Source organism: Dankookia sp. P2 (assembly GCF_050632255.1).
In the GTDB taxonomy this organism is placed as follows: domain Bacteria; phylum Pseudomonadota; class Alphaproteobacteria; order Acetobacterales; family Acetobacteraceae; genus Paracraurococcus.
This window is the reverse complement of the sequence record NZ_CP192581.1, coordinates 4939118-4962281: the sequence shown is the minus strand read 5'-3', so window position 1 is coordinate 4962281 and position 23164 is coordinate 4939118. Positions and strand designations below refer to the sequence as shown.

Annotated in this window: 23 protein-coding genes, 5 pseudogenes and 1 riboswitch; of the genes and pseudogenes, 14 read left to right on the top strand and 14 right to left on the bottom strand. The window is 72.1% G+C overall.

Translation table 11 applies throughout. From position 1 onward, the window contains the following. Nucleotides 1-89: 89 nt before the first annotated feature. From ACQ86J_RS29460 to ACQ86J_RS29445, 4 genes and pseudogenes are all read left to right on the top strand, one after another. A pseudogene (locus ACQ86J_RS29460) lies at nucleotides 90-871 on the top strand (circularly permuted type 2 ATP-grasp protein). A 25-nt stretch (nucleotides 872-896) separates the two neighbouring features. Next, a complete protein-coding gene (locus ACQ86J_RS29455) occupies nucleotides 897-1373 on the top strand; it encodes a circularly permuted type 2 ATP-grasp protein (protein WP_431268310.1) in 477 nt (158 codons plus the stop codon). Then, on the top strand, nucleotides 1370-1726 hold the full coding sequence (locus tag ACQ86J_RS29450) for a hypothetical protein (RefSeq protein ID WP_431268309.1): 357 nt from the start codon (nucleotides 1370-1372) through the stop codon (nucleotides 1724-1726). The genes ACQ86J_RS29455 and ACQ86J_RS29450 overlap by 4 nt, the downstream gene beginning before the upstream one ends. Next, nucleotides 1609-3507 (top strand): alpha-E domain-containing protein, encoded by a 1899-nt coding sequence (locus tag ACQ86J_RS29445; protein WP_431272576.1) that lies wholly within the window; start codon nucleotides 1609-1611, stop codon nucleotides 3505-3507. Before ACQ86J_RS29450 ends, ACQ86J_RS29445 begins: the two co-directional genes overlap by 118 nt. 415 nt (nucleotides 3508-3922) lie before the next feature. Here ACQ86J_RS29445 and ACQ86J_RS29440 read toward each other — a convergent pair whose 3' ends face one another. Then, on the bottom strand, nucleotides 3923-5440 hold the full coding sequence (locus ACQ86J_RS29440) for a DHA2 family efflux MFS transporter permease subunit (protein ID WP_431268308.1): 1518 nt from the start codon (nucleotides 5438-5440) through the stop codon (nucleotides 3923-3925). An 82-nt stretch (nucleotides 5441-5522) separates the two neighbouring features. Between ACQ86J_RS29440 and ACQ86J_RS29435 the strand changes: the two genes are divergently transcribed. From ACQ86J_RS29435 to ACQ86J_RS29425, 3 genes are all read left to right on the top strand, one after another. After that, nucleotides 5523-6038, top strand: coding sequence for a MarR family winged helix-turn-helix transcriptional regulator (locus ACQ86J_RS29435; protein WP_431268307.1), 516 nt, complete (start codon nucleotides 5523-5525; stop codon nucleotides 6036-6038). Continuing rightward, a complete protein-coding gene (locus tag ACQ86J_RS29430; protein WP_431268306.1) occupies nucleotides 6035-7141 on the top strand; it encodes an HlyD family efflux transporter periplasmic adaptor subunit in 1107 nt (368 codons plus the stop codon). Before ACQ86J_RS29435 ends, ACQ86J_RS29430 begins: the two co-directional genes overlap by 4 nt. A 103-nt stretch (nucleotides 7142-7244) precedes the next feature. Continuing rightward, nucleotides 7245-8597 carry a zinc-binding metallopeptidase family protein gene (locus ACQ86J_RS29425; protein WP_431268305.1) on the top strand — a complete coding sequence of 451 codons (1353 nt, stop codon included), beginning with the start codon at nucleotides 7245-7247 and terminating at the stop codon, nucleotides 8595-8597. On the opposite strand, the pseudogene ACQ86J_RS29420 reads toward ACQ86J_RS29425, so the two are convergent. The 6 genes and pseudogenes from ACQ86J_RS29420 to pdxH form a co-directional block, all read right to left on the bottom strand. Further along, nucleotides 8573-9510, bottom strand: a pseudogene (locus ACQ86J_RS29420) (Ldh family oxidoreductase); the annotation flags it as partial. The gene ACQ86J_RS29425 and the pseudogene ACQ86J_RS29420 sit on opposite strands and share 25 nt — an antisense overlap. Nucleotides 9511-9618: 108 nt before the next feature. Continuing rightward, nucleotides 9619-10330 (bottom strand): annotated as a pseudogene (locus tag ACQ86J_RS29415) (pirin family protein). Between the two features lie 140 nt (nucleotides 10331-10470). Continuing rightward, nucleotides 10471-11349, bottom strand: coding sequence for a universal stress protein (locus ACQ86J_RS29410; protein ID WP_431268304.1), 879 nt, complete (start codon nucleotides 11347-11349; stop codon nucleotides 10471-10473). Nucleotides 11350-11386: 37 nt separating this feature from the next. Continuing rightward, a complete protein-coding gene (locus tag ACQ86J_RS29405) occupies nucleotides 11387-12250 on the bottom strand; it encodes an AAA family ATPase (RefSeq protein WP_431268303.1) in 864 nt (287 codons plus the stop codon). After that, a complete protein-coding gene (locus tag ACQ86J_RS29400) occupies nucleotides 12174-12863 on the bottom strand; it encodes a phosphotransferase (RefSeq protein WP_431268302.1) in 690 nt (229 codons plus the stop codon). Before ACQ86J_RS29400 ends, ACQ86J_RS29405 begins: the two co-directional genes overlap by 77 nt. Nucleotides 12864-13007: 144 nt before the next feature. Further along, nucleotides 13008-13595, bottom strand: a complete 588-nt coding sequence (gene pdxH, locus ACQ86J_RS29395; protein ID WP_431268301.1) for a pyridoxamine 5'-phosphate oxidase — start codon at nucleotides 13593-13595, stop codon at nucleotides 13008-13010. A 104-nt stretch (nucleotides 13596-13699) separates the two neighbouring features. Between pdxH and fabI the strand changes: the two are divergent. The 4 genes and pseudogenes from fabI (at nucleotide 13700) to aroC (ending at nucleotide 17097) form a co-directional block, all read left to right on the top strand. Continuing rightward, a pseudogene (gene fabI, locus ACQ86J_RS29390) lies at nucleotides 13700-14534 on the top strand (enoyl-ACP reductase FabI). Between the two features lie 166 nt (nucleotides 14535-14700). Further along, nucleotides 14701-15258, top strand: coding sequence for a hypothetical protein (locus tag ACQ86J_RS29385; RefSeq protein WP_431268300.1), 558 nt, complete (start codon nucleotides 14701-14703; stop codon nucleotides 15256-15258). Beyond that, nucleotides 15170-15958, top strand: coding sequence for a hypothetical protein (locus ACQ86J_RS29380; protein WP_431268299.1), 789 nt, complete (start codon nucleotides 15170-15172; stop codon nucleotides 15956-15958). Before ACQ86J_RS29385 ends, ACQ86J_RS29380 begins: the two co-directional genes overlap by 89 nt. 29 nt (nucleotides 15959-15987) lie before the next feature. Then, a pseudogene (gene aroC, locus ACQ86J_RS29375) lies at nucleotides 15988-17097 on the top strand (chorismate synthase). Between the two features lie 12 nt (nucleotides 17098-17109). Here the strand turns inward: aroC and ACQ86J_RS29370 are convergent. Together ACQ86J_RS29370 and ACQ86J_RS29365 are read right to left on the bottom strand one after the other, a co-directional pair. Continuing rightward, entirely contained in the window at nucleotides 17110-17451 is a 342-nt protein-coding gene (locus ACQ86J_RS29370) for a hypothetical protein (protein ID WP_431268298.1), read from the bottom strand. 74 nt (nucleotides 17452-17525) lie between these two features. After that, nucleotides 17526-18059 carry a hypothetical protein gene (locus ACQ86J_RS29365; protein ID WP_431268297.1) on the bottom strand — a complete coding sequence of 178 codons (534 nt, stop codon included), beginning with the start codon at nucleotides 18057-18059 and terminating at the stop codon, nucleotides 17526-17528. A gap of 459 nt (nucleotides 18060-18518) precedes the next feature. Between ACQ86J_RS29365 and ACQ86J_RS29360 the strand changes: the two genes are divergently transcribed. The 3 genes from ACQ86J_RS29360 to ACQ86J_RS29350 all read left to right on the top strand — a co-directional run bounded on the left by ACQ86J_RS29360 (nucleotide 18519) and on the right by ACQ86J_RS29350 (nucleotide 19991). Continuing rightward, nucleotides 18519-18848, top strand: coding sequence for a hypothetical protein (locus tag ACQ86J_RS29360; protein WP_431268296.1), 330 nt, complete (start codon nucleotides 18519-18521; stop codon nucleotides 18846-18848). Then, nucleotides 18833-19741 carry a hypothetical protein gene (locus tag ACQ86J_RS29355; protein ID WP_431268295.1) on the top strand — a complete coding sequence of 303 codons (909 nt, stop codon included), beginning with the start codon at nucleotides 18833-18835 and terminating at the stop codon, nucleotides 19739-19741. The genes ACQ86J_RS29360 and ACQ86J_RS29355 overlap by 16 nt, the downstream gene beginning before the upstream one ends. A 106-nt stretch (nucleotides 19742-19847) precedes the next feature. Beyond that, the gene (locus ACQ86J_RS29350; protein ID WP_431268294.1) at nucleotides 19848-19991 is read left to right on the top strand and encodes a peptide chain release factor 1; all 144 of its coding nucleotides are present in this window, start codon (nucleotides 19848-19850) and stop codon (nucleotides 19989-19991) included. A gap of 75 nt (nucleotides 19992-20066) precedes the next feature. On the opposite strand, the gene ACQ86J_RS29345 is transcribed toward ACQ86J_RS29350, so the two are convergent. The 5 genes from ACQ86J_RS29345 to ACQ86J_RS29325 form a co-directional block, all read right to left on the bottom strand. Further along, nucleotides 20067-21269 carry an acetyl-CoA C-acyltransferase gene (locus ACQ86J_RS29345; protein ID WP_431268293.1) on the bottom strand — a complete coding sequence of 401 codons (1203 nt, stop codon included), beginning with the start codon at nucleotides 21267-21269 and terminating at the stop codon, nucleotides 20067-20069. A gap of 201 nt (nucleotides 21270-21470) precedes the next feature. After that, complete coding sequence (locus ACQ86J_RS29340; RefSeq protein ID WP_431268292.1) at nucleotides 21471-21938, bottom strand: PaaI family thioesterase; 468 nt, start codon at nucleotides 21936-21938, stop codon at nucleotides 21471-21473. 31 nt (nucleotides 21939-21969) lie between these two features. Beyond that, the gene (locus ACQ86J_RS29335) at nucleotides 21970-22365 is read right to left on the bottom strand and encodes an SAM-dependent methyltransferase (protein ID WP_431268291.1); all 396 of its coding nucleotides are present in this window, start codon (nucleotides 22363-22365) and stop codon (nucleotides 21970-21972) included. Then, the gene (locus ACQ86J_RS29330; RefSeq protein ID WP_431268290.1) at nucleotides 22334-22522 is read right to left on the bottom strand and encodes an SAM-dependent methyltransferase; all 189 of its coding nucleotides are present in this window, start codon (nucleotides 22520-22522) and stop codon (nucleotides 22334-22336) included. Before ACQ86J_RS29330 ends, ACQ86J_RS29335 begins: the two co-directional genes overlap by 32 nt. Next, nucleotides 22504-22701: a S4 domain-containing protein gene (locus ACQ86J_RS29325; RefSeq protein ID WP_431268289.1), complete on the bottom strand. Its 198-nt coding sequence runs from the start codon at nucleotides 22699-22701 to the stop codon at nucleotides 22504-22506. Before ACQ86J_RS29325 ends, ACQ86J_RS29330 begins: the two co-directional genes overlap by 19 nt. A 230-nt stretch (nucleotides 22702-22931) precedes the next feature. Continuing rightward, nucleotides 22932-23147: riboswitch (cobalamin riboswitch) on the top strand. Nucleotides 23148-23164 lie beyond the last annotated feature (17 nt).

Below are 23164 nucleotides of genomic sequence, written 5' to 3'. Positions count from 1 at the left end.
ACGGGCCGCGGAACGACCCCGATGGTTGCGCCCGCGGCGCGCGCGGCCCCCTCGCCGCCGGACGCCGATCGCGGCATCACGGCCGGGACATGATCGATTCCGCCCCGCTCGATGAGATGGTCGACGGCGCCGGAGGCTTCCGCCCGCATTGGGGCGGGCTGCTCGGCGCCCTCTCCTCGCTCGGCAGGGGCGAGCTGGCGGAGCGCGCCCGGCTGCTCGACCGCCACTTCATCGAGGAAGGCGCCACCAGCCTGCTGCCGGGCGGCTCCAGCATCCCGGCCTGGCGCTGCGATCCGGTGCCGCTGATCATGCCGCCGGGCGAATTCGATGCGCTCGCCGCCGGCCTCGCGCAGCGCGCGACCCTGCTCGAGGCGATCCTGCAGGATGTCTACGGGCCGCAGGCGCTGCTGGCGGAAGGCCTGTTGCCGCCCGCCCTGGTCTATGCCAATCCCGCCTTCCTGCGCTCCTGCCGCGACGCCGCCGGGCATCGCCAGGGACCGCTGCTGCACCTCTACGCCGCCGACCTGCTGCGGGCGCCGGATGGAAGCTGGCGCGTGCTGTCGGACCGCACCGCGGGCGCCACCGGCCTCGCGCATGTGCTGGAGAACCGGCGCGCCCTGTCGCGCTACGTGCCGGAGCTGGTGCGGGCGCGCGAGCTCAGGCGGCACGGCCCTTCTTCGACATCTGGCAGGATGCCCTGCAACGGCTGGCGCCGCCCGCCGCCGATGGCCGCAACCCCGGCGTCGCCATGCTCACCGCCGGGCATTCCAGTCCGCATTGGTACGAGCACGTCATCCTCTCCCGCCGGCTGTCCTGCGCCCTGGTCGAGGGCGGCGACCTGACGCGGTGCGGGACGGCGCACTCTACCTGAAGACCCTGCGCGGGCTGCAGCTTCGGTGGACGTGCTGCTGCGCCGGGGTCGACGGCAGGCAGATGGACCCGCTGGAGGGCGACCAGAGCCCGGCGCGCATGGCGTCGCCGGCCTGCTGGACGCAGTTCGCAGCGGCACCGTCCGCATCGTCAACGACCCCGGCGCCGGCTTCGCCGAGGCCCCGGCGCTGGCCGCCTTTCTGCCCGCGCTGGCCGAGCGGCTGCTGGACGAGGAATTGCGCCTCGCCGGCGCGCGCACCCTTTGGCTCGGCGACCCGGCGGCCCGGGCCCTGGTCGGCGCCGATCTCGGCCGCTGGATGGTGCGCCGCGCGGTGGACGGCACCGTGCGCTCCATCACCGCCGCCGCCCTGCCGGAGACCGCGCGGGCCGAGCTGGCCCAGCGGATCCTGGCGGCGCCCGAGGACTATGCCGTCTCCGAGCGGATGCCGGCCTCGGTCGCGCCCTGTGTGCGGGGCCGGAGGGGCTGGAGCCGCGGCCAGTGATCCTGCGGCTCTTCCTGGTGCATGACGGCCGTGGCTGGCAGGCGCTGCAGGGCGGGCTCGCCCGCGCCTTCCCGGCGCCCGACCCGGGCACCGGCGCGCGTCCCGCCATGGGTTTCAGCAAGGATGTCTGGGTCCCCTTCGAGGACATGGCCGAGCTCCAGGGCCCGCGCCAGCTCAGCATCCCTCCTGCCGATCCGACGCGGCACCGGCGACATCCCGAGCCGGGTCGCCGACAATTTCTTCTGGCTGGGGGCGCTACCTCGAGCGGCTGGAAAGCGCGGCGCGGCTGCTGCGCGCCAGCGCCGCCCGCCTCGCCACCACCAGCCCCAGCCCGCGCGAGCTGGCCGAGCTGAAGAGCCTGGCCGCCTGCCTGGTGCGGGCCGACCTGCTGGACCCGGAGACCGCGCAGGAGATCGGTACCGTCCCGGTGACCCGCGCCCTCCTGCGCGCGGTGCGGGAGCGGGGCCGGGTGCAGTCGCTGCTGAACCAGGTCGGCCGCCTCGCCGGCCTGCTGCGCGACCGGCTGACCGGGGAGATGCACCTGGCGCTGAACCGCGGCCTGCGGCAGCTGGCCGAGGAGTTCAACGCGGTGCCGGCGGGGCGCGACGAGGCGCATGGGCTGGAGGCGCTCGGCAATGCCAGCGCCGGCGTCCTCGCCTTCGCCGCCACGGTTGCCGGCCTTGCCGCCGAGAACATGGTGCGCGGCGGCGGCCGGCTGTTCCTCGACCTCGGTCGCCGGGTGGAGCGCGCCCAGGCGATCGTCGCCGAGCTGACCCGGGCGCTGGACCAGCCCGGCGCCGCCAGCCAGCCGGCGCGGCTCGAGCCCGGCCTGCGGCTCGCGCTCGAGCTGCGCGATTCGGTCATCACCTATCGCAGCCGGTATCTCACCGTGCTGCAGGCCGGGCCGGTGCTGGACCTGGTGCTGGCCGACGAGGGCAATCCGCGCGGCCTCGCCTTCCAGCTGGTCGCGGCGCGCGACATGCTGGCGGACCTGGAGGGCAAGGCGGGATCGCCCCTGGCGCTGATGGCGGAATCGCTGATCGAGGAAGCCCAGGCGATGGTGCGGCAGGTGGCGGGGCGCCGGCCCAGGCCGAGGCGGCGGTCGGGTTGCGGCCGCGGCTGGTGGCGATGGAACGGTCGGTCGCCACGCTGTCGGACGGCATCACCCGGCGCTGGTTCGCGCTGCTGCCGGCCCCCACAGCCTGGGCCCCGCCCCGGCGATCCGGCTGCGGGGCGCCGCGTGATCTACCGGGTCCGGCACACCACCCGCTATGCCTATGGCAGCACGGTGGACCTGGCGGCGCATATGCTGCACCTGCGGCCGCGCGACCTGCCCTGGCAGCGGGTGGTCTCGGCGGCGATCTCGACGCTGCCGGAGGCGGCGCGCCGGCAGGACCGGCTGGACCATTTCGGCAATGCGGTCACCTGGCTGTTCATCGACGCGCCGCACGCGGCCTTCGAGGTGACGGCCGAGGCCGAGGTCGAGGTCTGCTACCCCGACCCGCCGGCGGCGGAGGCGACGCTGCCCTGGGAGGAGGTCGCGGCGCTGGCCCGGGCCGGCGGGCCGGGTGCCTGGCAGGCCGCCGAATTCCGCTTCGACAGCCCGATGTGCGCGGCGGTGCCGGCGGCCGGCGCCTATGCCGCCGAGAGCTTCCCCGCCGGCCGGCCGGTGCTGGCCGGGCTGGTCGAGCTCAACCGCCGCATCCGCGCCGATTTCCGCTTCCGCGCCGGCGTCACCGACCTGCACACCCCGGTCGCCGAGATCCTGCGGCGGCGGGAGGGGGTCTGCCAGGACTTCACCAACCTGATGATCAGCGGGCTGCGCGCGATCGGCCTGCCGGCCCGCTACATGTCCGGCTATATCCGCACCCGGCCGCCACCGGGCCAGCCGCGCCGGCGCGGCGCCGACCAGAGCCATGCCTGGGTCGGCGCCTGGCTGGGCCTGGAGGATGGTTGGGTCGAACTCGACCCAACCAACAACGTGGTGGTGAAGGACGAGCACGTGGTGCTCGGCTGGGGCCGCGACTACGGCGACATCAGCCCGGTGCGCGGGGTGATGCTGGGCGGTGGCGACCACGGGCTGGAGATCGGCGTGGACCTGGAGCCGGTGGGCGAGGACGCCGCCCCCGGCTGACCCGGCGCGGACCGCCTCTTCAGCGCGGCTGCGGCCTGTCGTGCGACGGCGTGGGCAGCGGCGGCGGAGCGGGCGCGCCCGGGGGCCTTCCAGCACCGCACCACCGCCGCGATGCGCCTGGTTGACCTCCGGGCTCGAGGGACCGCGGTCGAGCGGCGGCCCGGGCGAGCGGGCCTCGGCGTCGGCGCGCGACGCGCCGGCGGCGCCGCTCTCCCTGCCGGCCGACGGCGCCGGCCGCTCCGTCTCGCGGGTAGTCTGGGCGAGGGCGGGGCAGGCCAGCATGGAGGCGCCGAGGGCGAGGAGCGTCCTTTTTGCATGGCGATCTCCGGGGAGAGGATGATCCGGCCTCCAAACGTCGCTGTCGCGGGCCGGTTGCAGCCCGGCCCACGCGGCGGTCGTCCCCGCCCCGATCGGCTCAGCCCGTCGCCCGCTTCTTCCCCTTGGCCAGCAGCACGAAGAGGATGGCGATCGCCGAGGCCGCCATGTAGAGGCCGAAGGCGTTGAGATAGCCGATCATCGCCGCCTGCCGGTCGATCTCCTTCGCCAGCCGCGCCAGGCCCTGCAGCGTCTCCGTGCTCCAGCCGCCCATCAGGTTCGGCACCGAGAGCGCGCGGTTGTAGGGCGAGACCAGCTCGGTCATCCGGCTGTAGTTCATGGTGGTGGACCGCACGATCTCGGTCACGCTGAGCGAGATGAAGAGGCTCGACCCCAGGTTCCGCAGCAGGTGGAACAGCGACATCGCCTCGGCGGTGTAGCGGCTGTCCAGCGTCCGGAAGGTCAGCACCGTCAGCGGCACCCAGATGATCCCGACCGCCACACCCTGCAGCACCGCGTTCAGCAGCAGCGTGTCCACATCGACGTTGAGGTCGAGGCTCATCAGCCAGAGCCCCGAGACCACCAGCAGGCCGAAGCCGATCGTCATGCCGAGCCGCGGGTCCCAGCGGCCGATCAACAGCGTACTTCCAAAGCCGATGACGCCGCCGATGCCGCGGTAGCCGACGATCTGGCCGATGATGCTGTCGGGATAGCCGGCATAGGATTGCAGCAGGGTCGGCAGCAGCACGATGGGGGTGAAGTTCACCATCCCGTAGATCAGCACCAGCACCAGTCCGAGGGCGTAGTTGCGGTCCAGCAGCAGCCGCAGGTTCAGGAAGGGGCGCTCGGTGGTCAGCGAATGCGCCAGGAAGACATAGAAGGCGAGCGCGGCGATGCCGATCTCGACGATGATCTCGCTGCTCTCCAGCCAGTCCAGCCGCTGCCCGCGGGAGAAGACCAGCTGCAGGCCGGCGATGGCGGTGGCCAGCGCCAGGAAGCCGGTCCAGTCCATCGGCACCCGCTGGCCGGGCCGGTCCGCCGGCAGGATGACCGCGACCGCGGCGGCGGCCAGGGCGCCGGCCGGGACGATCATGTAGAAGGCCCAGCGCCAGTTGTAGGTCTCGGCCAGCATGCCGCCGAAGACCGGGCCGATCACCGGGCCGAGCACGACAGTCATCCCGAAGATCGAGCTGACCAGCCCGGCCTGCCGGCGGGGGAAGCTGTCCAGCACGATCGCATTGGCCAGCGGCACCACCGGGGCGCCGATGCCGCCCTGCAGGATGCGCCAGAGCACCAGCGTCTCCAGGCTCTCGGCCTGGCCGCAGAGCCAGGTCGCCAGGGTCGAGCCGATGACGGCGGTGAGCAGGATACGCTTCCGGCCGAAGCGGGCGGCTAGGAAGCCGCTGGTCGGGGTGGCGATGGCGGTGGCCAGGATGTTGAAGGTGGTGGTCCAGGCGATCTCGTCCGGCGTTGCCGCCATGCTGCCCTGCATCTGCGGCAGCAGGGTCGACGCCACCAGCAGGGTGGTGGCGTAGAGGGTCGAGCACAGCACCACTGCGGCCAGGATCAGGACCCGGCGGGCGACCGGCAATTCCTGGCCTTCGGCTGAATCGGACATTTCCCGGTGTGGACACCTCGTAACCTTGACGAAAGTGTGCCGGGCGATGATGACTTAGGCAACAAACGAGGGCGAGCCCCCGATGCCGCGTCCATCACCCGCCCAGGCGACGCATGCCCCGCCGGAGGACCGCCGCCATATCGGCTTCCTGATCGCCGACGTGGCAAGGCTGATGCGCTCCTCCTTCGACCGCCGGGTGAAGCGGATGGGGCTGACCCGGGCGCAATGGCTGGTGCTCAGCCGGCTGCACCGGCACCCCGGGATCAGCCAGTCCGAACTGGCCGAGATGCTGGAGGTGGAGCGCGCCACCGCCGGGCGGATGATCGACCGGATGGAGCGGCGCAACTGGCTGACCCGCCGCCCCGACCCCGGCGACCGCCGCATCAACCGGCTCTTCCTGACCGCCGAGGCAGAGGCGGTGCAGGTCGAGATGGGGCTGATCGCCGAGGGGCTGCTCGACGACGCCATGGCCTCGCTCGACGAGGGCGAGCGCGAGGCGCTGACCGACATGATGGAGCGGGTGAAGGCCCAGCTGATCGGCATGGGCGCGAGGCGCCCGGGCGTGGCGGCCGAGGACCGGCCGGGAGCCGCGGCATGAGCGCCAGCCCGGCCCGAAGACGCCTGCTGCGCGCCGTGCTCCTGCTCGGCGTCCCCGTGCTGGCCCTGGCCGGGGCGGCGCTGATCTGGGAGCGCGGCGGGCGCTACGTCACCACCGAGAATGCCTATGTGAAGGCCGACATCGTCCAGGTGGCGCCCGAGATCGCCGGCCGGATCCTCGAGGTCGCGGTGCGCGACCACAGCCATGTCGCCGCCGGCGACGTGCTGCTGCGGCTGGACCCGGAGCCCTTCCGCCTGGCGGTCGAGAAGGCGGAGGCCGAGCTCGACGCCGCCCGCACCCTGGTCGAGACCGCCCGCGCCACCTACCGCGAGACCCAGAGCGAGCTGGGCGAGTTGCAGGCCCGCTTCGACTACCTGCAGCGCCAGGCGCGGCGGCAGCAGGATCTCGCCGCCCGCGGCGTGGCGCCGGCCACCAAGCTGGAGGAGACCCAGAACGACGCGGACGTGGCGCGCGAGCGCATCAACGTGGTGCGCCAGCGCCTGGTGCGGCTGCTGGCGACGCTGAAGGGCGACCCCGACCTGCCGCTCGACGAGCACCCGACGGTGAAGCAGCGGCTGGCGGAGCGCGACCAGGCGCTGCTCGACCTGCGGCGCACCACCCTCACCGCGCCGGTCGGCGGCACCATTGTCAATATGCGGCTGCAGCGGGGCGAACAGGTGAAGGCGGCGACGCCGGTCTTCGCCCTGGTCTCGGAACGCCGGCCCTGGGTGGAGGCGAACCTGAAGGAGACCACCCTCACCCATATCGTCCCGGGCCAGACGGTGGACGTGGTGCTCGACCTCTACCCCGAGGTGACCTGGGTCGGCGTGGTCGAGAGCATCAGCCCGGCGACGGGCGCCGAGTTCGCCATCCTGCCGCCGCAGAACGCCTCGGGAAACTGGGTCAAGGTGGTGCAGCGGCTGCCGGTGAAGATCCAGCTTCGGCCCTTCGCCGGGGAGCCGCCGCTGCGCGCCGGCATCACCGCCACGGTCGCCATCGACACCGGCCGGCAGCGGCACCTGGAGGATCTCGCCACCGCCGTCGCCGGCTGGTTCCGCGGCAGTGCCAGCGCCGCCGACCGGCCGGCGGTGGCCAGCAAGTAGCGCCGGTCCGGCAACAACCCTTCGCACCTGCGAAACCAAGCAGGTCCTCGCGCGTCCTGCCGATGCCCGCGACCTGCCGCCGGGCACGTCCCGGAGGCTTCGCATGAGACTCTTCCGCTGCCAGCACTGCGACCAGGTGCTGTATTTCGAGAACACCAAGTGCGAGCGCTGCGGCCATCGGCTCGGCTTCCTGCCGGAGGTGACGCGGTTGTCGGCGCTTGAGCCTGGCGACAACAACGAATGGCAGCCTCTGGCCAAGCCCGAGCAGCGCCGGCTCTTCTGCACCAATGCGCAATACGATGCCTGCAACTGGCTGGTGCCCGAGGGCACCACGGATGCCTATTGCGTCGCCTGCCGGCACAACCGCACCGTGCCCGACCTGGGCGACCCGGCGAACCTGATCCCCTGGCGAAAGATCCAGGATGCCGAGCGGCGGCTGGTCTATGCCCTGCTCCGCCTTGGCCTGCCGCTGCAGGACCGGGTGCAGGACCCGCAGCACGGCCTCGCCTTCGACGTGCTGGCCGACCCGCCGGAGGGCGGCACCTCCCGCGTCATGACCGGGCATGACGAGGGGCTGATCACCATCGCCCTCGTCGAGGCCGACGATGCCGAGCGGGAGAAGCGCCGCACCGCCATGGGCGAGCCCTACCGCACTTTGCTGGGGCATTTCCGGCACGAGAGCGGGCATCACTACTGGGACCTGCTGGTGCGCGACGGCGGTCGGCTGGACGCCTGCCGCGCGGTCTTCGGGGACGACAGCCAGGACTACAACGCCGCCCTGCAACGCCACTACAAGGAAGGCCCGCCGGCCGACTGGCAGGCCTCCTTCGTCAGCGCCTATGCGACGACCCACCCTTGGGAGGATTTCGCCGAGACCTGGGCGCACTACCTGCACATCATCGACACGCTGGAGATGGCGGACGCTTTCGGGCTGCAGGTCTCGCCCAAGGTGGCGAAGACCGACGACCTGGATGCGGCGATCGACTTCGACCCCTATGCGCAGGAGTCGATCCAGCCGCTGGTGGAGGCCTGGCTGCCGCTGACCTTCGCGGTGAACAGCCTGAACCGCTGCATGGGCGCGCCGGACCTGTATCCCTTCGTGCTGTCGCCGCCGGCGATCGAGGAAGCTGGACTTCGTGCACCGGATGGTGCGCGAGTTCAGCCGGGACCGGGCCAAGCCGTAAGAAAGAAAGGCTGGGGAGAAAGTATTCTCCCCAGACCCCTCATCCATTTCTGTGGGTTGGCAGCCGCGCGCGCGGCGGCACCCGGACTCACAAAAAGGAAGGGTGGGGCTTGGGGAGGGAATACTTTTCCCTCCCCAACCTTTTCTTACTCCGGCATCGCCACGCCACCCGCCGCGGCCAGCTCGCCGAGCTTCTTCCAGGTCGCCGCCTCGATCTCGATGCCCTGGCTGCCGCGCGCCTGCTCGGCCCGGTGCTCCACCTCGCCCGGATAGAGCACGCCGCTGCTGCCCTTGGCCGGCGGCGTGTCCTTCAGGTAGTGGGCAAAATCGGCGACCTCCTTGCGGAAGGTCAGCAGCGGCCGGAAGGCCTCCACCTTGATGGCGATCAGGAAGCAGCCGTCATTGTGGCGCCCGCTCGGCTCCACGCCGAAGCCCAAGCCCGTGAGGATGCCGCAGAAGATCTCCCCCATCGCCGCCAGGGCGGTGCCCTTGTAGCCCTCGGTCCCGCCGAGCGGCATCAGCGCGCCGCCCTTGATCCCGGCAGGGTCGGTGGTCAGCTCGCCATCCTTGTCCACCACCCAGCCGAGCGGGATCTCCTGCCCGCGCGCCTCGGCCAGCTTGATCTTGCCCATGGCGACGGCGGAGGTGGCGAAGTCCATGCAGAAGGGCCCGTCCAGGTCGGAGGGAACCGCGATCGCCCAAGGATTGGTGCCGAGCCGCGCCTCCCGCCCGCCGAAGGGGGCGACGCCCTTGGGCGAGCGGCCGCTGTCGGCCCAGGCCATGCCGATCATCCCGCCTTCGCCGCCATCAGCGGGTAGCTCGCCAGGCGGCCGACATGGCCCTGGCGGAAGACGGTGGTGGCCGCGATGTTGTTCTTCTCGGCCTTCTCGATGGTCAGTGCCATCGCCTGCTCATTGATGACGTAGCCGAAGCCCCGATTGCCGTCGACCACGGTGGTGGTCGGGCTTTCCTGCACGATGGTGAAGGGCGCGCCGGGAACGATATGCCCGGCCTTCACCCGCTCGATGTAGTTGGGCAGCATGATCATGCCGTGGCTGTCATGGCCGGCCAGGTTGGCATTGACCACATGCCGCGCGACGGTCGCCGCCTCGCTCTCCGGCACGCCATTGGCGACCAGCAGCGCGCGGCCGAGCTCGCGCAGCGCCTCGGCCTGGATCTTCGGCATGGTGTCCTCCCGCATCTTGGTGGAGGCAGCGTCGCGCCAAAGCGGCGCGCAAGGAAGGGGGCGCCAAAGCGGACGCGACGAAAGAGGGCGGTCGCCCGCCCCTCCCCGCTACTCCTTGGCGACCTCGACCAGCACCAGCTTCGGCATCCTCCGAGGCGGTGATCTCGATCACCGGCTCGTCGACGATGCCGGCGCCGTCGCGGGCGCCCAGCGCCTGGCCGTTCACCGTCACCGCGCCCTTGGCCGGCACCAGGTAGGCGGCGCGGCCCTCGGCCAGCGGCTGGCGCAGGGTCTGGCCGGCCTTCAGCGTGGCGGCGAGCACCGCGCCGTTGACGTTCAGCGGCAGCGCGCCGGTCCCGGCATCCTGCTCGCGGCCGCTGGCCAGCACCTCGAACCCTGCCTCGCGGGTCGCCTTGGGAATTCCCTTGGCGCCCCAGTTCGGCTGCACGCCGCGGCGGTCGGGGATGATCCAGATCTGGAAGATCTTGGTCGTCTCCGGCTCCAGGTTGTACTCGCTGTGCACCACGCCGGTGCCGGCGGACATGATCTGCACGTCGCCGGCCTCGGTCCGGCCGGTATTGCCCAGGCTGTCCTTGTGGGTGATCGCACCCTCCCGGACATAGGTGATGATCTCCATGTCGCGGTGCGGATGCGGGTCGAAGCCGGTGCCGGCGGCGATCTCGTCGTCGTTCCAGACGCGCAGGCGGCCCCAGTTCATCCGGGCGTCGTCATGGTAGCTGGCGAAGGAGAAGTGGTGCTTCGCCTTCAACCAGCCATGGTTGGCGCCACCGAGGCTCTTGAAGGGGCGGACATCGATCATTGGATCCTCATGCCGGACGGGCTTGTCGTCCGTTGAGGCGGAAGATGGTCCAGCCGGCCCGCCGTCGCCATGGGGCGGCGGTGATCGCCATCATCAGGGACGGCTATGGCGGCCTGGCCGGGGCCAGACCGCCGGCAGCCTCACCGGCACATCAGCACGGGCATGTCGCTGTTCTCCAGGATGTGGCGGGTCACGCCGCCCAGGATCAGCTGCCGCAGCCGGGAATGGCTGTAGGCCCCCATGCAGAGCAGGTCGGCGCGGAAGTCGCGCGCCGCCCCCAGCAGCCCGGCGCCGACATCCTTGGTCAGCGGCTTGAACAGCTTCGGCTCGGCCTCGATCTCGTGCCAGCGCAGGTAGCTCCGAATGCCGTCCACGGTCGGGCCGCGCCGCTGGTACTCGTCGGCATAGAGGAGCTGGACCGCGTTCGCCCGGTGCAGCCAGGGCAGCGCCGCGGCGACCGCGGCGGCGCTCTCGGCCGAGCCGTTCCAGGCGCAGCAGACCCGGGTGCCGATGGTCGAGGGCGCCTCGCGCGGGGCGATCAGCACCGGCCGGCCGCTGTCGAACAGCACGGCATGCAGCGCGTCGCTCGAGGAGACGTCCTCATCCGCCTCCGGATGCGGCACCACCGCCATGTCGTAGAGGCGCGACTGCTGCGCGACCACGTCCTCCTCGCGCCCTGCGATGCTCTCGAAGGACAGGGTCGGGCCGTCGGTCTTCAGCGCGGTCTCGGCGCTGTTGGCGAGCGCCACGCCGCCGGCATGGCCGGTGAAGCGCTCGAACAGGGCGCGGACGCGGTTGGCCCGCTCGCCGCTCTCGCGCTCGGTCGCCGCCATCATCTCCTCGATCATCGCGCCCGACAGCCCCTCGCCGGCCAGCGGCGCCACGTCACGCGCATCCACCCGGACATGCAGGCAGTGGACATGGGCGTTCCAGATCTGCGCCACGCTGAGCGCGGTGGCGAGCGCGGCCTCCCCGGCGGCGGTGCCGGTCAGCGGCAGAAGCAGGCGACGGTAGGCCATGGCGCATCTCCCCAAAGGCGCATCGGAGACATGTCTATCACGGATCGTCCGGGTTCAAGCCCAGGGCGCGACGCGCTGCCGGAATGGGGTCGGCTGCGGCATCCAGCCGCTGCCAGCCGACCGGGCCGGGGTCGCGCGCCGCGGCCGCCGCCAGCACCGCGGCATCGGCGTCCGAGGCATCGCCGCGCCGGGCCTCGACCCGGGCGCGCAGCACCGCGATCGGCGCCTCCAGCCAGAAGCCCTGGAAGGGCGCGTTGCCGCGCGCCGCCTCGATCGCCGCGCGTTCCTCCGGCCGCAGGAAGGCGGCATCGGCGATCACGGCATGGCCGCCGCGCAGCGCCTCAGCGGCCAGGGCGGCGAGCTCGGCGAAGACCGCGGCGCTGGCCTCCCGCGCATAGGCAGCGGAGGGCAATCTTTCCTCGGGCGCCAGCCCGGCCAGGCGCTTCCTGATCTCGTCGCTGCGCAGCACCAGCGCGCCGGGCGCGGCGCCGAGCGAGGGCGCCAGGGCGCGGGCCAGGCGCGACTTGCCGGTGCCCTGCAGCCCGCCGACTGCGACGAGGCGGGGCGGCGGCGGCGCCAGCATCGCCTCGGCCAGGCCGAGATAGGGCAGGCCCTGCGCCACGCCTTTCGCCTTGGCCAGGGCATGCGCCCGGATCATCGCCCGCAGCGAGAGCCAGAGCGGCAGGGCGGCGACCAGCCCGGCATCGCCGGAACGCGCGACATAGCGGTTCAGCACCCGGTTGGCGGCCGGCCGGCCGACGCGGTGGTCGAGGTCCATCAGCAGGAAGGCGAGGTCGTAGCCGGTGTCGATGGTCGCCAGCGCCTCATCGAGATTCCAGCGCGTCGAAGGGCGTGACGCGCCCGTCCAGCAGGCAGAGATTGCCGAGGTGCAGGTCGCCATGGCAGCGCCGCACCCGGCCAGATGCCGCGCGGGCCGCCAGGATGGGCGCGAGGCGGGCGATCCAGCCACGGGTCGCCGTGGCCAGGGCCTCGACCCGCGCGGCCGGCAGGCCGGCGGCGAGCGCCGCGGCCGCATTGCCCTCCAGCACACGGCGCAGCGCCGCCGGCGCGTCGGGGCCGGGCAGCGGCGGCAGGGCGGCGTGCAGGGCGAAGGCGGCATCGGCAATGGCGTCCAGCAGCCGCTCGTCCAGCCCGCCGCGGGACGCGACGGCGTCGAGGAAGTCGCCGGCCGGGACCGGCGCCATGCGCAGCACCCAGTCGACCGGCTCGCCCGGCCCTTCCAGCGCCAGGCCGCCGTCCGGCGCCCGGGTCACCGGCACCACGTCGCGGTAGAGGGCCGGTGCCACGGGCTGGTTGAGCGCCAGCTCCCGCCGCAGGAAGTGCTCCCGTGCCGCCAGGCCGGAAAAATCGAGGAAGCCGAGCGCCACCGCCTTCTTCAGCTTCCACACCGTGTCCGGCCCGACGAAGACGGCGGAGATGTGGGTCTCCACCGGATCGGTGCCGGCCAGGCGGCGGAGCAGCGCCGCGACCTCGGCCTGCCCCGGCGGTATCATGCGGCCGCGCCCCTTCGGCAAAGCATCCCCGAGCGCCCCCGGCTGTGCATCCACGCGCGCCTCCGGCAGTGCGTCTCCGCGCGCCTCCGGCAGTGCGTCTCCCGCGCCTCCGGCAGTGCGTCTCCGCGCGCCTCCGGCGCGACATCACGGGTACAGCGCTTCGATCCGCCAGCCGGCGCCGTCGCGGTGGAAGACCTGCCGGTCGTGCAGGCGGAAGGGCATGTCGCGCCAGAACTCGATCCGCTCCGGCAGCACGCGGAAGCCGGACCAGGATTCCGGCCGGGGGATCTCGCCGATGCCGAACTTCATCGTGTATTCCGCCACCGCCTTCTCCAGCGCGAAGCGGCCTTCCAAAGGGCGCGACTGCCGGCTGGCCCAGGCGCCGATGCGTGAGCCCCGGGCGCGGGAGGCGTAGTAGGCATCCGCCTCGGCATCGGAGACGCGCTCGACCGCGCCCTCCACCCGCACGCTGCGCTGCAGGGTCTTCCAGTGGAAGCAGAGCGCGGCGAAGGGGTTGCCCAGCAACTCGCCACCCTTGCGGCTCTCGAGATTGGTGTAGAAGACGAACCCTTTTGGATCGACGCCCTTCAGCAGCACCATGCGGGCGGAGGGACGGCCCTCCTTCGTGCAGGTCGCCAGGCAGACGGCGTTCGGATCGTTCGGCTCGGATTTCGCGGCTTCCGCCATCCAGGCCTCGAAACGGGCGATCGGCTCGGCGGCGGTGCTGTCCATGGCGGTAATCCCGGGTCACGAAGCGTGCGGCCGGAATCCCTTGCCCGGCGTCCGGGGTGTGCCACCACGCCTGCCCATCCGCAACAAGCCGGTACTCCCTCCGTATGTCAGATGCGCCCCTCGCCGAAGCTCCCACCGGCACTCTGATGGCCGGCAAGCGGGGCCTCATCATGGGCGTCGCCAATGACCGTTCGATCGCCTGGGGCATCGCCCGGGCGCTGGCGGCGCAGGGCGCGGAGGTCGCCTTCACCTATCAGGGGAAGCGCTGGAGAAGCGCGTCCGCCCGCTGGCCGAAAGCCTCGGCTCCTCCCTGGTGCTGCCCTGCGACGTGACCGACGATGCCAGCGTCGACGCCGCCTTCGCCGCCATCAAGGACGCCTGGGGCGGGATGGACTTCCTGGTCCACGCCATCGGCTTCGCCAACAAGGACTACCTGCGCGGCCGCTACCTCGATACGCCGCGCGACGCTGTTCCCTGCAGGCGCTCGACATCTCTGCCTATTCCTTCGTCTCGGTGAGCCAGCGTGCGGTACCGCTCATGAAGCCGGGCGGATCGCTGCTGACGATGAGCTACCTGGGCGCGGAGCGCGTCACGCCTCATTACAACGTGATGGGCGTGGCCAAGGCGGCGCTCGAGGCCAGCGTGCGCTACCTCGCGGTCGATCTCGGCGGCGTAGGCATCCGGGTGAATGCCATTTCGGCCGGTCCGATCCGCACCCTGGCGGCCAGCGGCATCGGCGACTTCCGCTACATCCTCAAGTGGAACCAGTACAACGCGCCGCTGAAGCGGAACGTGACCATCGAGGAGGTCGGCGGCGCCGGGCTCTATCTGCTGAGCGACCTGTCCGCCGGCGTGACCGGGGAGGTGCACCATGTGGATAGCGGCTTCCACGTGGTCGGCATGAAGGCGGTCGACGCGCCCGACATCAGCACGGTCTGAGGCAGGGAGGCTTGGACCGGCCAGCGGCAGAGCCCGGCCGGCCTCGCGCTGGGCGCGGTGTCGCTCGCCGTCATCGCCGCCCATGGCCTGCTGCTGCCGCTCGGCGGCTGGCGGCCGGACGAGTTCCTGCAGTCTGCGCAGCACGGCCAGCTGGGCTGGGCTCAGGTTGCCGAACGCATCCTCGGCTGGAGCCCCCGGCCGGTATCGGAGGTGCTGCTCTTCGCCTATTGGCGCCTCGTCGCCTGGCAGGACGCGCCGGGCATCGTACCCGGGCTGGCCGCCGCCTGGGGCGCGCACGCTGCTGCTGCTGCTGACCGCGGCGCGACACGCGCGGCTGGGGCTGGCCATCCCGCTGGCCCTCTTCGCCGCCGCCCTGCTGCTCGCCCGGCCCGGGGAGATGTGGTTCTGGCCGGCGGCCAGCCTGGCCTACCTGCCCGCCTTCGCCGGCATCGGCGCGGCCGCCTTGCTGTCGATCGGCCGCGGCCATCCCGCCGCGCTCTGCGCCGTGCTGCTGCTGGCCGCCGGCAGCGTCGAGACGGGGGCGGTCTTCGTGCTGCTGTTCGGCACCCGCGCAGCTCGGCCGGCTGGGCGCGGCGCGGCTTTGGCCCGCATCGGCCGACTGGCTCGCGCCGGAGATGCCCGCCTGGGCCTGGCTCCTGCCGGCGCTGCTGGCCGGTGGCCTGCTGCTCGTCCTGGCGCTGAATCGCGCGGCGGCGACGCATGAGGTCCTGCTGCCCGGCCCGGCCGCCGGCAGCACCGCGGCGAGCTTGCTGGCGGGCCTGCCGGACTGGGCCCGGTCGGCGCTCGGCCTGCAGCGGCAGAATGGCAGGGTCGGCAACCTGCCGCTCGGTCTCACGCTCAAGCTCGTCCTGCTGGTCGGCTTCTGGGCATCGCTGCCGGTGCCGGCCTCGCGCTCCGCGCGGCTCTCGGCCTTGCTCGCCGCGCTGGCACTGCTCGGCACCAGCCTGCTGTCGGTCGCCATGGCGTATCGGCAATCCGGCATGCTCTGCTGCGACCGGCACGAGGCGCTGCGCCAGGGCATGTTCGCCGTCGCGCTGCTCTGCCTCGCGGCAGCCCTGCCGCCGCCCGCGCGCACCGCCGGCCCGGCCCGGCGGCTCGGCCCGCTGCTCGCCGCCATCGGGCTCGGCACGGCGCTCTGGCTGCGCCCGCCTGCGCTGCGCGCCGACCTCGCCCTGATCGATCCGGCGGTGCGGACCCGCGCCGCCAACTGGCATGCCGGCCGTGCCGCGGGCGATGCCATGGACTACCTGAACGAGCCGGTCGCCCGCCTCGCCGGCGGCTGGACCCTTGCCCCCGGCCTGCATGTCCGGCCCGGCCATGGTGGCGCGCTGCCGGCCGGCCTGCACTGGCACGCCTTCGCCATCCTGCTGTTCTTCGATAAACTCGAGTTGCGCAGCCCGTGAGGGTTCCGCCCCTCCGGCATCAGGCTTCCATGTCCCACAACAGCTTCGGCCACCTCTTCCGTGTCACCACCTGGGGCGAGGTCGCACGGCCCGGCCATCGGCTGCGTCGTCGACGGCTGCCCGCCCCGCCTGGCGCTGACCGAGGCCGACATCCAGCCCTTCCTCGACCGCCGCCGCCCCGGCCAGTCGAAATTCGTGACGCAACGGCAGGAGGCCGACGAGGTCCGCATTCTCTCCGGCACCTTCGAGGGGGTGACCACCGGCACGCCGATCGCCCTGCTGATCGAGAACACCGACCAGCGCAGCAAGGATTACGGCGAGATCAAGGACCGCTACCGGCCCGGCCATGCCGACCTGACCTACGACCTGAAATACGGCATCCGCGACTACCGCGGCGGCGGCCGCAGCAGCGCGCGGGGAGACCGCGATGCGGGTCGCCGCCGGCGCCGTCGCCCGCAAGGTGCTGGGGCCGGAGGTGACCGTCCGCGGCGCCCTGGTGCAGATGGGCCCCGACCGCATCGACCGCGCCGCCTGGGACTGGGCGGCGGCGGCGGGAGAACGCCTTCTTCTGCCCCGACCGCGCCGCCGCCGCCCGCTGGGAGGCGATGCTGACCGAGGCGCGGAAGTCCGGCTCCTCGCTCGGCGCCGTCATCGAGGTGGTGGCGGAGGGCATCCCGCCCGGCCTCGGCGCGCCGATCTACGGCAAGCTCGATGCCGATATCGCCGCGGCGCTGATGGGCATCAATGCGGTGAAGGGCGTCGAGATCGGCGAGGGCTTCGCCGCCGCCGCCCTGACCGGCGAGGGCAATGCCGACGAGATGCGGATGGGCCCCGACGGCCGGGTGGCCTTCGGCGACAACCATGCGGGCGGCGTGCTCGGCGGCATCTCCACCGGCCAGCCGGTCGTCGCCCGCTTCGCGGTGAAGCCGACTTCCTCGATCCTGACGCCACGCCGCTCGGTGGACCGCTTCGGGCAGGAGGTGGAGGTGCTCACCAAGGGCCGGCACGACCCCTGCGTCGGCATCCGCGCCGTCCCGGTGGGGGAGGCGATGGTGGCGCTGGTGCTGGCCGACCACCTGCTGCGGCACCGGGCGCAGAACCCGGATGCGCCGGCCGAGGCAAGGCTGCCGCGCAACTGAGGCCCGGCGCCGTCAGGCCATCCAGTCCGGCGGCGCGATCGGCACCGCGCCGTCGTCGAACAGCACCGCCTCGACCTTGACCAGAAGATCGCCCCCGCCCGGCCCGAAGGCGCACCAGCTCCCATTCGCCTGAGGCAGCAGCAGCGTCTCCGCCCGGGTTCCCGGCAGCGTGACGGTGTCCCAGCCGCCGCCGCCGAAAAGGATGTCGTTGCCCGGCCCGCCGGTCAGGCCGTTGTCGGCGGCATTGCCGATCAGCGTGTCGTCGCCGGCGCCGCCGACGGCGCCTTCGATCCCCACCCCCCAGGCGATCCAGAGATTGTCCCGCCCGTCATAGCTCGGCGTCGGCGCTGCCACCGCCCAGTCGGGCAGCTCCGCCCGCCGCTCCGCCTCCGTCGCGCGGATGCCGATGCTGCTGGAATGGCCCTCGTTCAGGTCGATGACGCAGGCCAGCCCCTGATTGCCCGCATCGATGACATCGCTGCCGCCGGCATCCCAGATGGTCTGCAGGAAGCGCTCCCCCGCCCCCAGGCGTAATGGGTGTCCCCGGAATTGGTCGTCAGGTTCGGGCCGTACAGGTACTGCGCCGCGGCGATGTCCACCTGCATCGGGCCGGCGGGATACAGGCTGGTCCCGATCCAGCGATAGGCCTCGGGCGTCCCTTCCACCGTCACCACCCCGAAATTGGCCGGGACGGCATAGGCCATGACGCTCAGCGCCGATGTGGCCTCGGCCGGTGGCAGGGTGTCGACGCCCTCGAAGGGATGCTTCAGCCCGATCGCATGGCCGATCTCGTGCACCATGGCGTAGCGGCCATAGGCGCCCGGCGCCTGCGCATCCAGCGACGGATCGGTCGAGAGCCGGACATCGCCGCCGCGGGCATAGGGCTCGGCCGCGGCGATCCGCCCCGCGGCATCGACCGAATAGGCGTAGTCGGGGAGCCAGGTGAAGCCGCCATAGGACATGTCGCTGCGGCCGAAGCGGATCGCGCCCCCTCCCCGGCATCCGGCACCAAGGCGAAGCCGATGCCGCAGACCGCGGACCAAGCCGCCAGCGCCGCCTGCGCCGCCGTCTGCAGCGCCGGGTCGAAGGGCTGGAAGCCGGGATGCTCGGTCGCGGTCTCATAGGCCGGCAGCGCCTGCATGAAGCTGTAGGTGACCACCACCGGGTCGCCGATGCCGCCCGGCGCCGCGGCCGGGCTGCCGATCGCATCTGGGAAATTCCAGCGCGCCGCCGCCCCGCCCGGCTCCGCGACGCGCAACAACGCGGTCATTCCTGCCATGCAACGCCCCACAGCTCTACGGCGAAACCGCCACGCCTGCACAACCTAGGCCAGCAGAGCGCGTTGCGCCGGTATCTGTGCCCTTGACGCCTGGTAAGAAGGTCGGGAAAGGTGCCAGCAACGAGGAGTGTGAGACGCGGCCATGCCCTTCGCCGACCCACCGACATCCGGCCGGCCCGGCGAGAGCCCGGCGCTCGACGCCTTCATCGCGCTGTGTGGCGAAGGCCCGTGGCAATCCCGCGTCGCCGAGCTCGGCCTGCGCATGCAGCCCGGCTCGCTCAGCGGCCGCGCCGCGCAGCAGCGGCACGCGCTGGAGCTCGCGCTTTCCCGCCTGTCGGACCCGCGCGCGCTGGCCAAGGCCGGCCCGGCCGAACGCCGCTTCTGCGCCCTGGCGCAGGATGCCGTGGCACTGGCCGCCAGCCTGCCCCCGCCGGCCGCGCCCGGCTGCAGGACCGGGTGCTGGCCGGGCTGACCGGCCCGGCGACGCTGATCCCCTTCTTCCACCTGCTGCGCACCGCGGCGCTGCTGCGTGAGCGTGGCTTCAGCGTGGCCTTTGACGGACTGGCCGAGGATGCCCCCTACGACCTGCTGGTCGAACGCGGCGGCGCCCGCGCCGAGGTGGTCTGCGAGAGCGTCTCGGCCGAGGAGGGCCGGCCGGTGAATCGCGGCGACTGGTGGGCGCTGGTCGATGCCATCAACCCGGGATTGCAGACCTGGCTGGCCGCCCATCCCGGCCGCTACCTGCTGAAGATGACCCTGCCGGAAGGCATCTCCGGCCCCGACCAGCTGGCCGAGCTGCAGCAGCGGATCAGCGCCATGCTGGTTGCCGAGAAGCGGCAGGACAGCGGCGCCCAGGCGGTGCTGAAGCTCGATCCGCTGATGCTGGCCGGCGCCCAGGCGCAGGACCACGTCGGCAGCGGCCTGCCCGCCCGGCTGCGGGCGCATTCGGCCCGGAAGCGCACCTGGCCGTCACTACCCAGCCCGGCAGCGGCAGTGTCTTCGCCATGGCGGCGCGGGCGGGGCGGGAGAACGAGATCGCCGCCGCGGTCTGCCGCCGCGCCAAGCTGGCCGCCGAGACCCGGCTTTCCGGCCGGCATCCGGGATCCTGGCGATCTTCCTCGACGATCTCGACCGGCTGGACTGGCGCGCCCTGCGCGGCGAGCAGCTGGAGCTCGAAGGGGCCATCCGCCGCTTCCTCACCACGCCGCCGGCGCGGCGAGGTCGTCGCGGTCGCCTGCACCTCCCGATCTCGAGATGTTCGGCGGACCCGATGCGGTGCCGGAAGGCGAGCTGCGCTTCCGCAACCCGGGCCATGCCGCGGCCAAGCATTCCGGGCTGGCGCCGGCGATCCTCTCCTCCGTTTGATCGAGGTTTCGGCGGATTGCGCAACGCAACCCGCGTGTTTCAGCCACGTTCCTCCGCAGCTTCGATGGATGCTGCTGCCGCAGCCGAACCGGGAGGACGGGGTTGCATGACCGAGCGTGAGTTCCAGGCCAAGCTTGCCGAGCTGGACCGGCTGCTGAACGACCCGGAGATCCGCATGGACCCGGACCGGGTCTGGGCCCTGCTGGCCGAGTTGAGCGCCCAGGAACTGCAGGGCGCCGCACGCGCCTGAACCGGCCCGCCCACCGCTGCGCCAGCAGGCGCGAAGGCCTGATGCGGGGCGCCGGGATGGCGCCCCACCCGATGGTCAGGCGACCTCGAACAACCCGGCGGCGCCCTGGCCGCCGCCGATGCACATCGTGATCACCACATACTTCGCGCCGCGCCGCTTGCCCTCGATCAGGGCATGGCCGGTCATCCGCGCGCCGCTCATCCCGTAGGGGTGGCCGACCGAGATGGCGCCGCCATCGACGTTCAGCAGCTCGCCGGGAATGCCGAGCTTGTCGCGGCAATAGATCACTTGACAGGCGAAGGCCTCGTTCAACTCCCAGAGCCCGATATCGCCGACCTTGAGCCCGTGCTGCTTCAGCAGCTTCGGAATGGCGAAGACCGGGCCGATGCCCATCTCGTCCGGGTCGGTGCCGGCCACCGCCATGCCACGATAGATGCCCAAGGGGTGCAGCCCGCGGCGGGAGGCCTCCCCCTCCTCCATCACCACGCAGGCGCTGGCGCCGTCCGAGAGCTGCGAGGCATTGCCGGCGGTGATGAAGCGGCCTTCCTTGACCCGCTGGCCGTCCTTGAAGACCGGCTTCAGCGACTTCAGCCCGTCCAGCGTGGTGTCGGCGCGGTTGCCCTCGTCCTTGGTGAGGGTGACCTCCTTCCGGGTGATCTCGCCGGTGGTCTTGTCCTGCACCGCCATGGTGCTGGGCAGCGGGACGATCTCGGCCTCGAACCGCCCGGCGGCCTGGGCGGCGGCGGTGCGCTGCTGCGACTGCAGGGCGTACTCGTCCTGCGCGTCGCGGCTGATGCCGTAGCGGTCGGCGACGATCTCCGCCGTCTCCAGCATGGTCATGTAGAGCTGCGGGACATGCTGCTCGAGCCAGGGGTCGCGGGTGCGGAAGCGGTTCACCTTGTCGTTCTGCACCAGCGAGATGGATTCCAGCCCGCCGCCGACCGCCACCTGCATGCCGTCCGCGATCACCTGCTTCGCCGCGGTGGCGATCGCCATCAGGCCCGAGGAGCATTGCCGGTCCAGCGACATGCCGGGGACGCTGTGCGGCAGCCCGGCCCGCAACGCGCATTGCCGGGCGAAATTGCTGCCCTGGCTGCCCTGCTGCAGGGCGGCGCCCATGACCACGTCCTCGACCTCGGCCGGGTCGAGCTTCGCCCGCTGCACTGCGGCCGCGATCACGTGCCCGCCCAGCGCCTGGGCCTGGGTGTCGTTGAAGGCGCCGCGATAGGCCCGCCCGATCGGCGTGCGCGCGGTGGAGACGATGACGGCGGTGCGCATGTCTGGTGTTCTCCCTTTTGTTCTTCCGAAGGCAGGCTGGGGGAGAAAGTATTCTCCCCCAGGCCCCCTCATCTATTTCTGTGAGGCGGCACCCTCCCTCGGCGGCACCGGACCCACAAAAAGGAAGGGTGGGGTTCGGGGAGGGAATACTTTTCCCTCCCCAATCTTGCCTTCCCTTCTCCCCGGACGGACCCCAACGCCTCAGGCGCTGCCGAGAATCTTCCACACCCCGTCGGCATGCGTCAGGACCTTGTCGCCCTGGGTCAGCATGCCACGGATGAAGACCACGCTGCGCGTCGCCCGCAGCACCTCGCCCCGGCCGATGATCAGCTCGCCAAGCTTACCGGGGGCGATGAAGTGGTTGTTGAGCTGCACGGTAGTCACCGGCTTGCGGCCGGCGGCTTCCCAGACCGTCATCCCCAGCACGTCGTCGACGAAGCTCATCAGCATGCCGCCATGCACGACGCCGCCGATATTGAGGTGCCGCTGCTCCGGCTGGAAGGCGTATTCCCAGCCCTCCCCGGCGCGGCGGGCCAGGAAGGGGCCGATCATGGCCGGGTAGTCGCGGGCCGGCACGGGCTTCCAGCCGGCCGCCTTCAGGTCGGGCGGGATGGCGTGGTCGGCCTTCAGGTCGGGGAAGCGGCGTTCGGGCGGGGCGATGTCGTTCATGCCGCCGGTATAGCGGCAGCGACGGGATGCGTCAGGCGGGCTTGCGGGCGGCGATCAGGAACTCGCGGTTGCCCTCCGGACCCAGCAGCGGGCTGGGCTCGACCCCAGCACCTGCCAGCCCGGCAGCCCGGCCCACCACTCCGATACCCGGTTGCAGACCTGGTGATGGACATTGGCATCCCGCACCACGCCGCCCTTGGCGATGGCCGGCCCGACCTCGAACTGCGTGCTTGATCAGCGCCACCGCCCAGCCGCCCGGCACGACCAGCCCGAGCGGCGCCGGCAGCACGGTGCCGAGGCCGATGAAGCTGGCATCGCAGACCAGCACCGCGGGCGGCTCGGCCAGGCTGTCGAGGTAGCGGGCGTTCACCCGTTCCATCACCACCACCCGGGGGTCATTCCGCAGCTTCCAAGCCACGCTGGCCATGGCCGACATCGACGGCGAAGACCTTGGCCGCGCCATGGTGCAGCAGCACGTCGGTGAAGCCGCCGGTCGAGGCGCCAACATCGATGCAGACGCGGCCCTCGGGCGAGAGCCCGAAATGATGGATGGCATGCGCCAGCTTCACCCCGCCGCGGGACACCCAGGGTGGTCCTGGCCGCGCACCTCGAGCGGCGCGCCGGCATCCAGCACCTGGCCCGCCTTGTCGATCCGCCGCGTGTCGGAGAAGACCTTGCCGGCCATGATCAGCGCCTGGGCGCGAGTCCGGCTTTCGACGAGGCCGCGATCGACCAGCAACTGGTCGGCACGGGCCCTGCCCACGGCACGCGGTTCCTTTTGATCCGGCATGGCCGCGCTTCTAGACCGCGATGGTCTCGAGTGGAAACACGAAGGAGGTGAATCGCCGGCTCAGCGACATGATCAGGGCAGGGTCGGTCAGGTGCAGGCATGGCACGCGGCGACTCGCGCCCTTGGCAGAGATCGTCGGGCGGGGGGCGGCCGGTGTCGCGGCAGCGTGACCCAACGGCGATTGCCAGTTACATCACATGCACATATCTTTATGTCATGTCGGTCCCGCGCGAGCGGGTGAAGAGGAACACCGTGCGGCGCACTCCGCCCAGTCGGTGGCTGCCCCAGCAACTGTCGGCGGTGAGCCGCCGGTCCCACGCCCTTCGGGGGCAGGCCACTGCGCGGGCGACCGCGCGGGAAGGCCGGGCCGGCGGCGGCGACCCGCGAGCCAGGAGACCTGCCGGCATCGGCGACCCCGGAGGGGCGCCGCAACCCT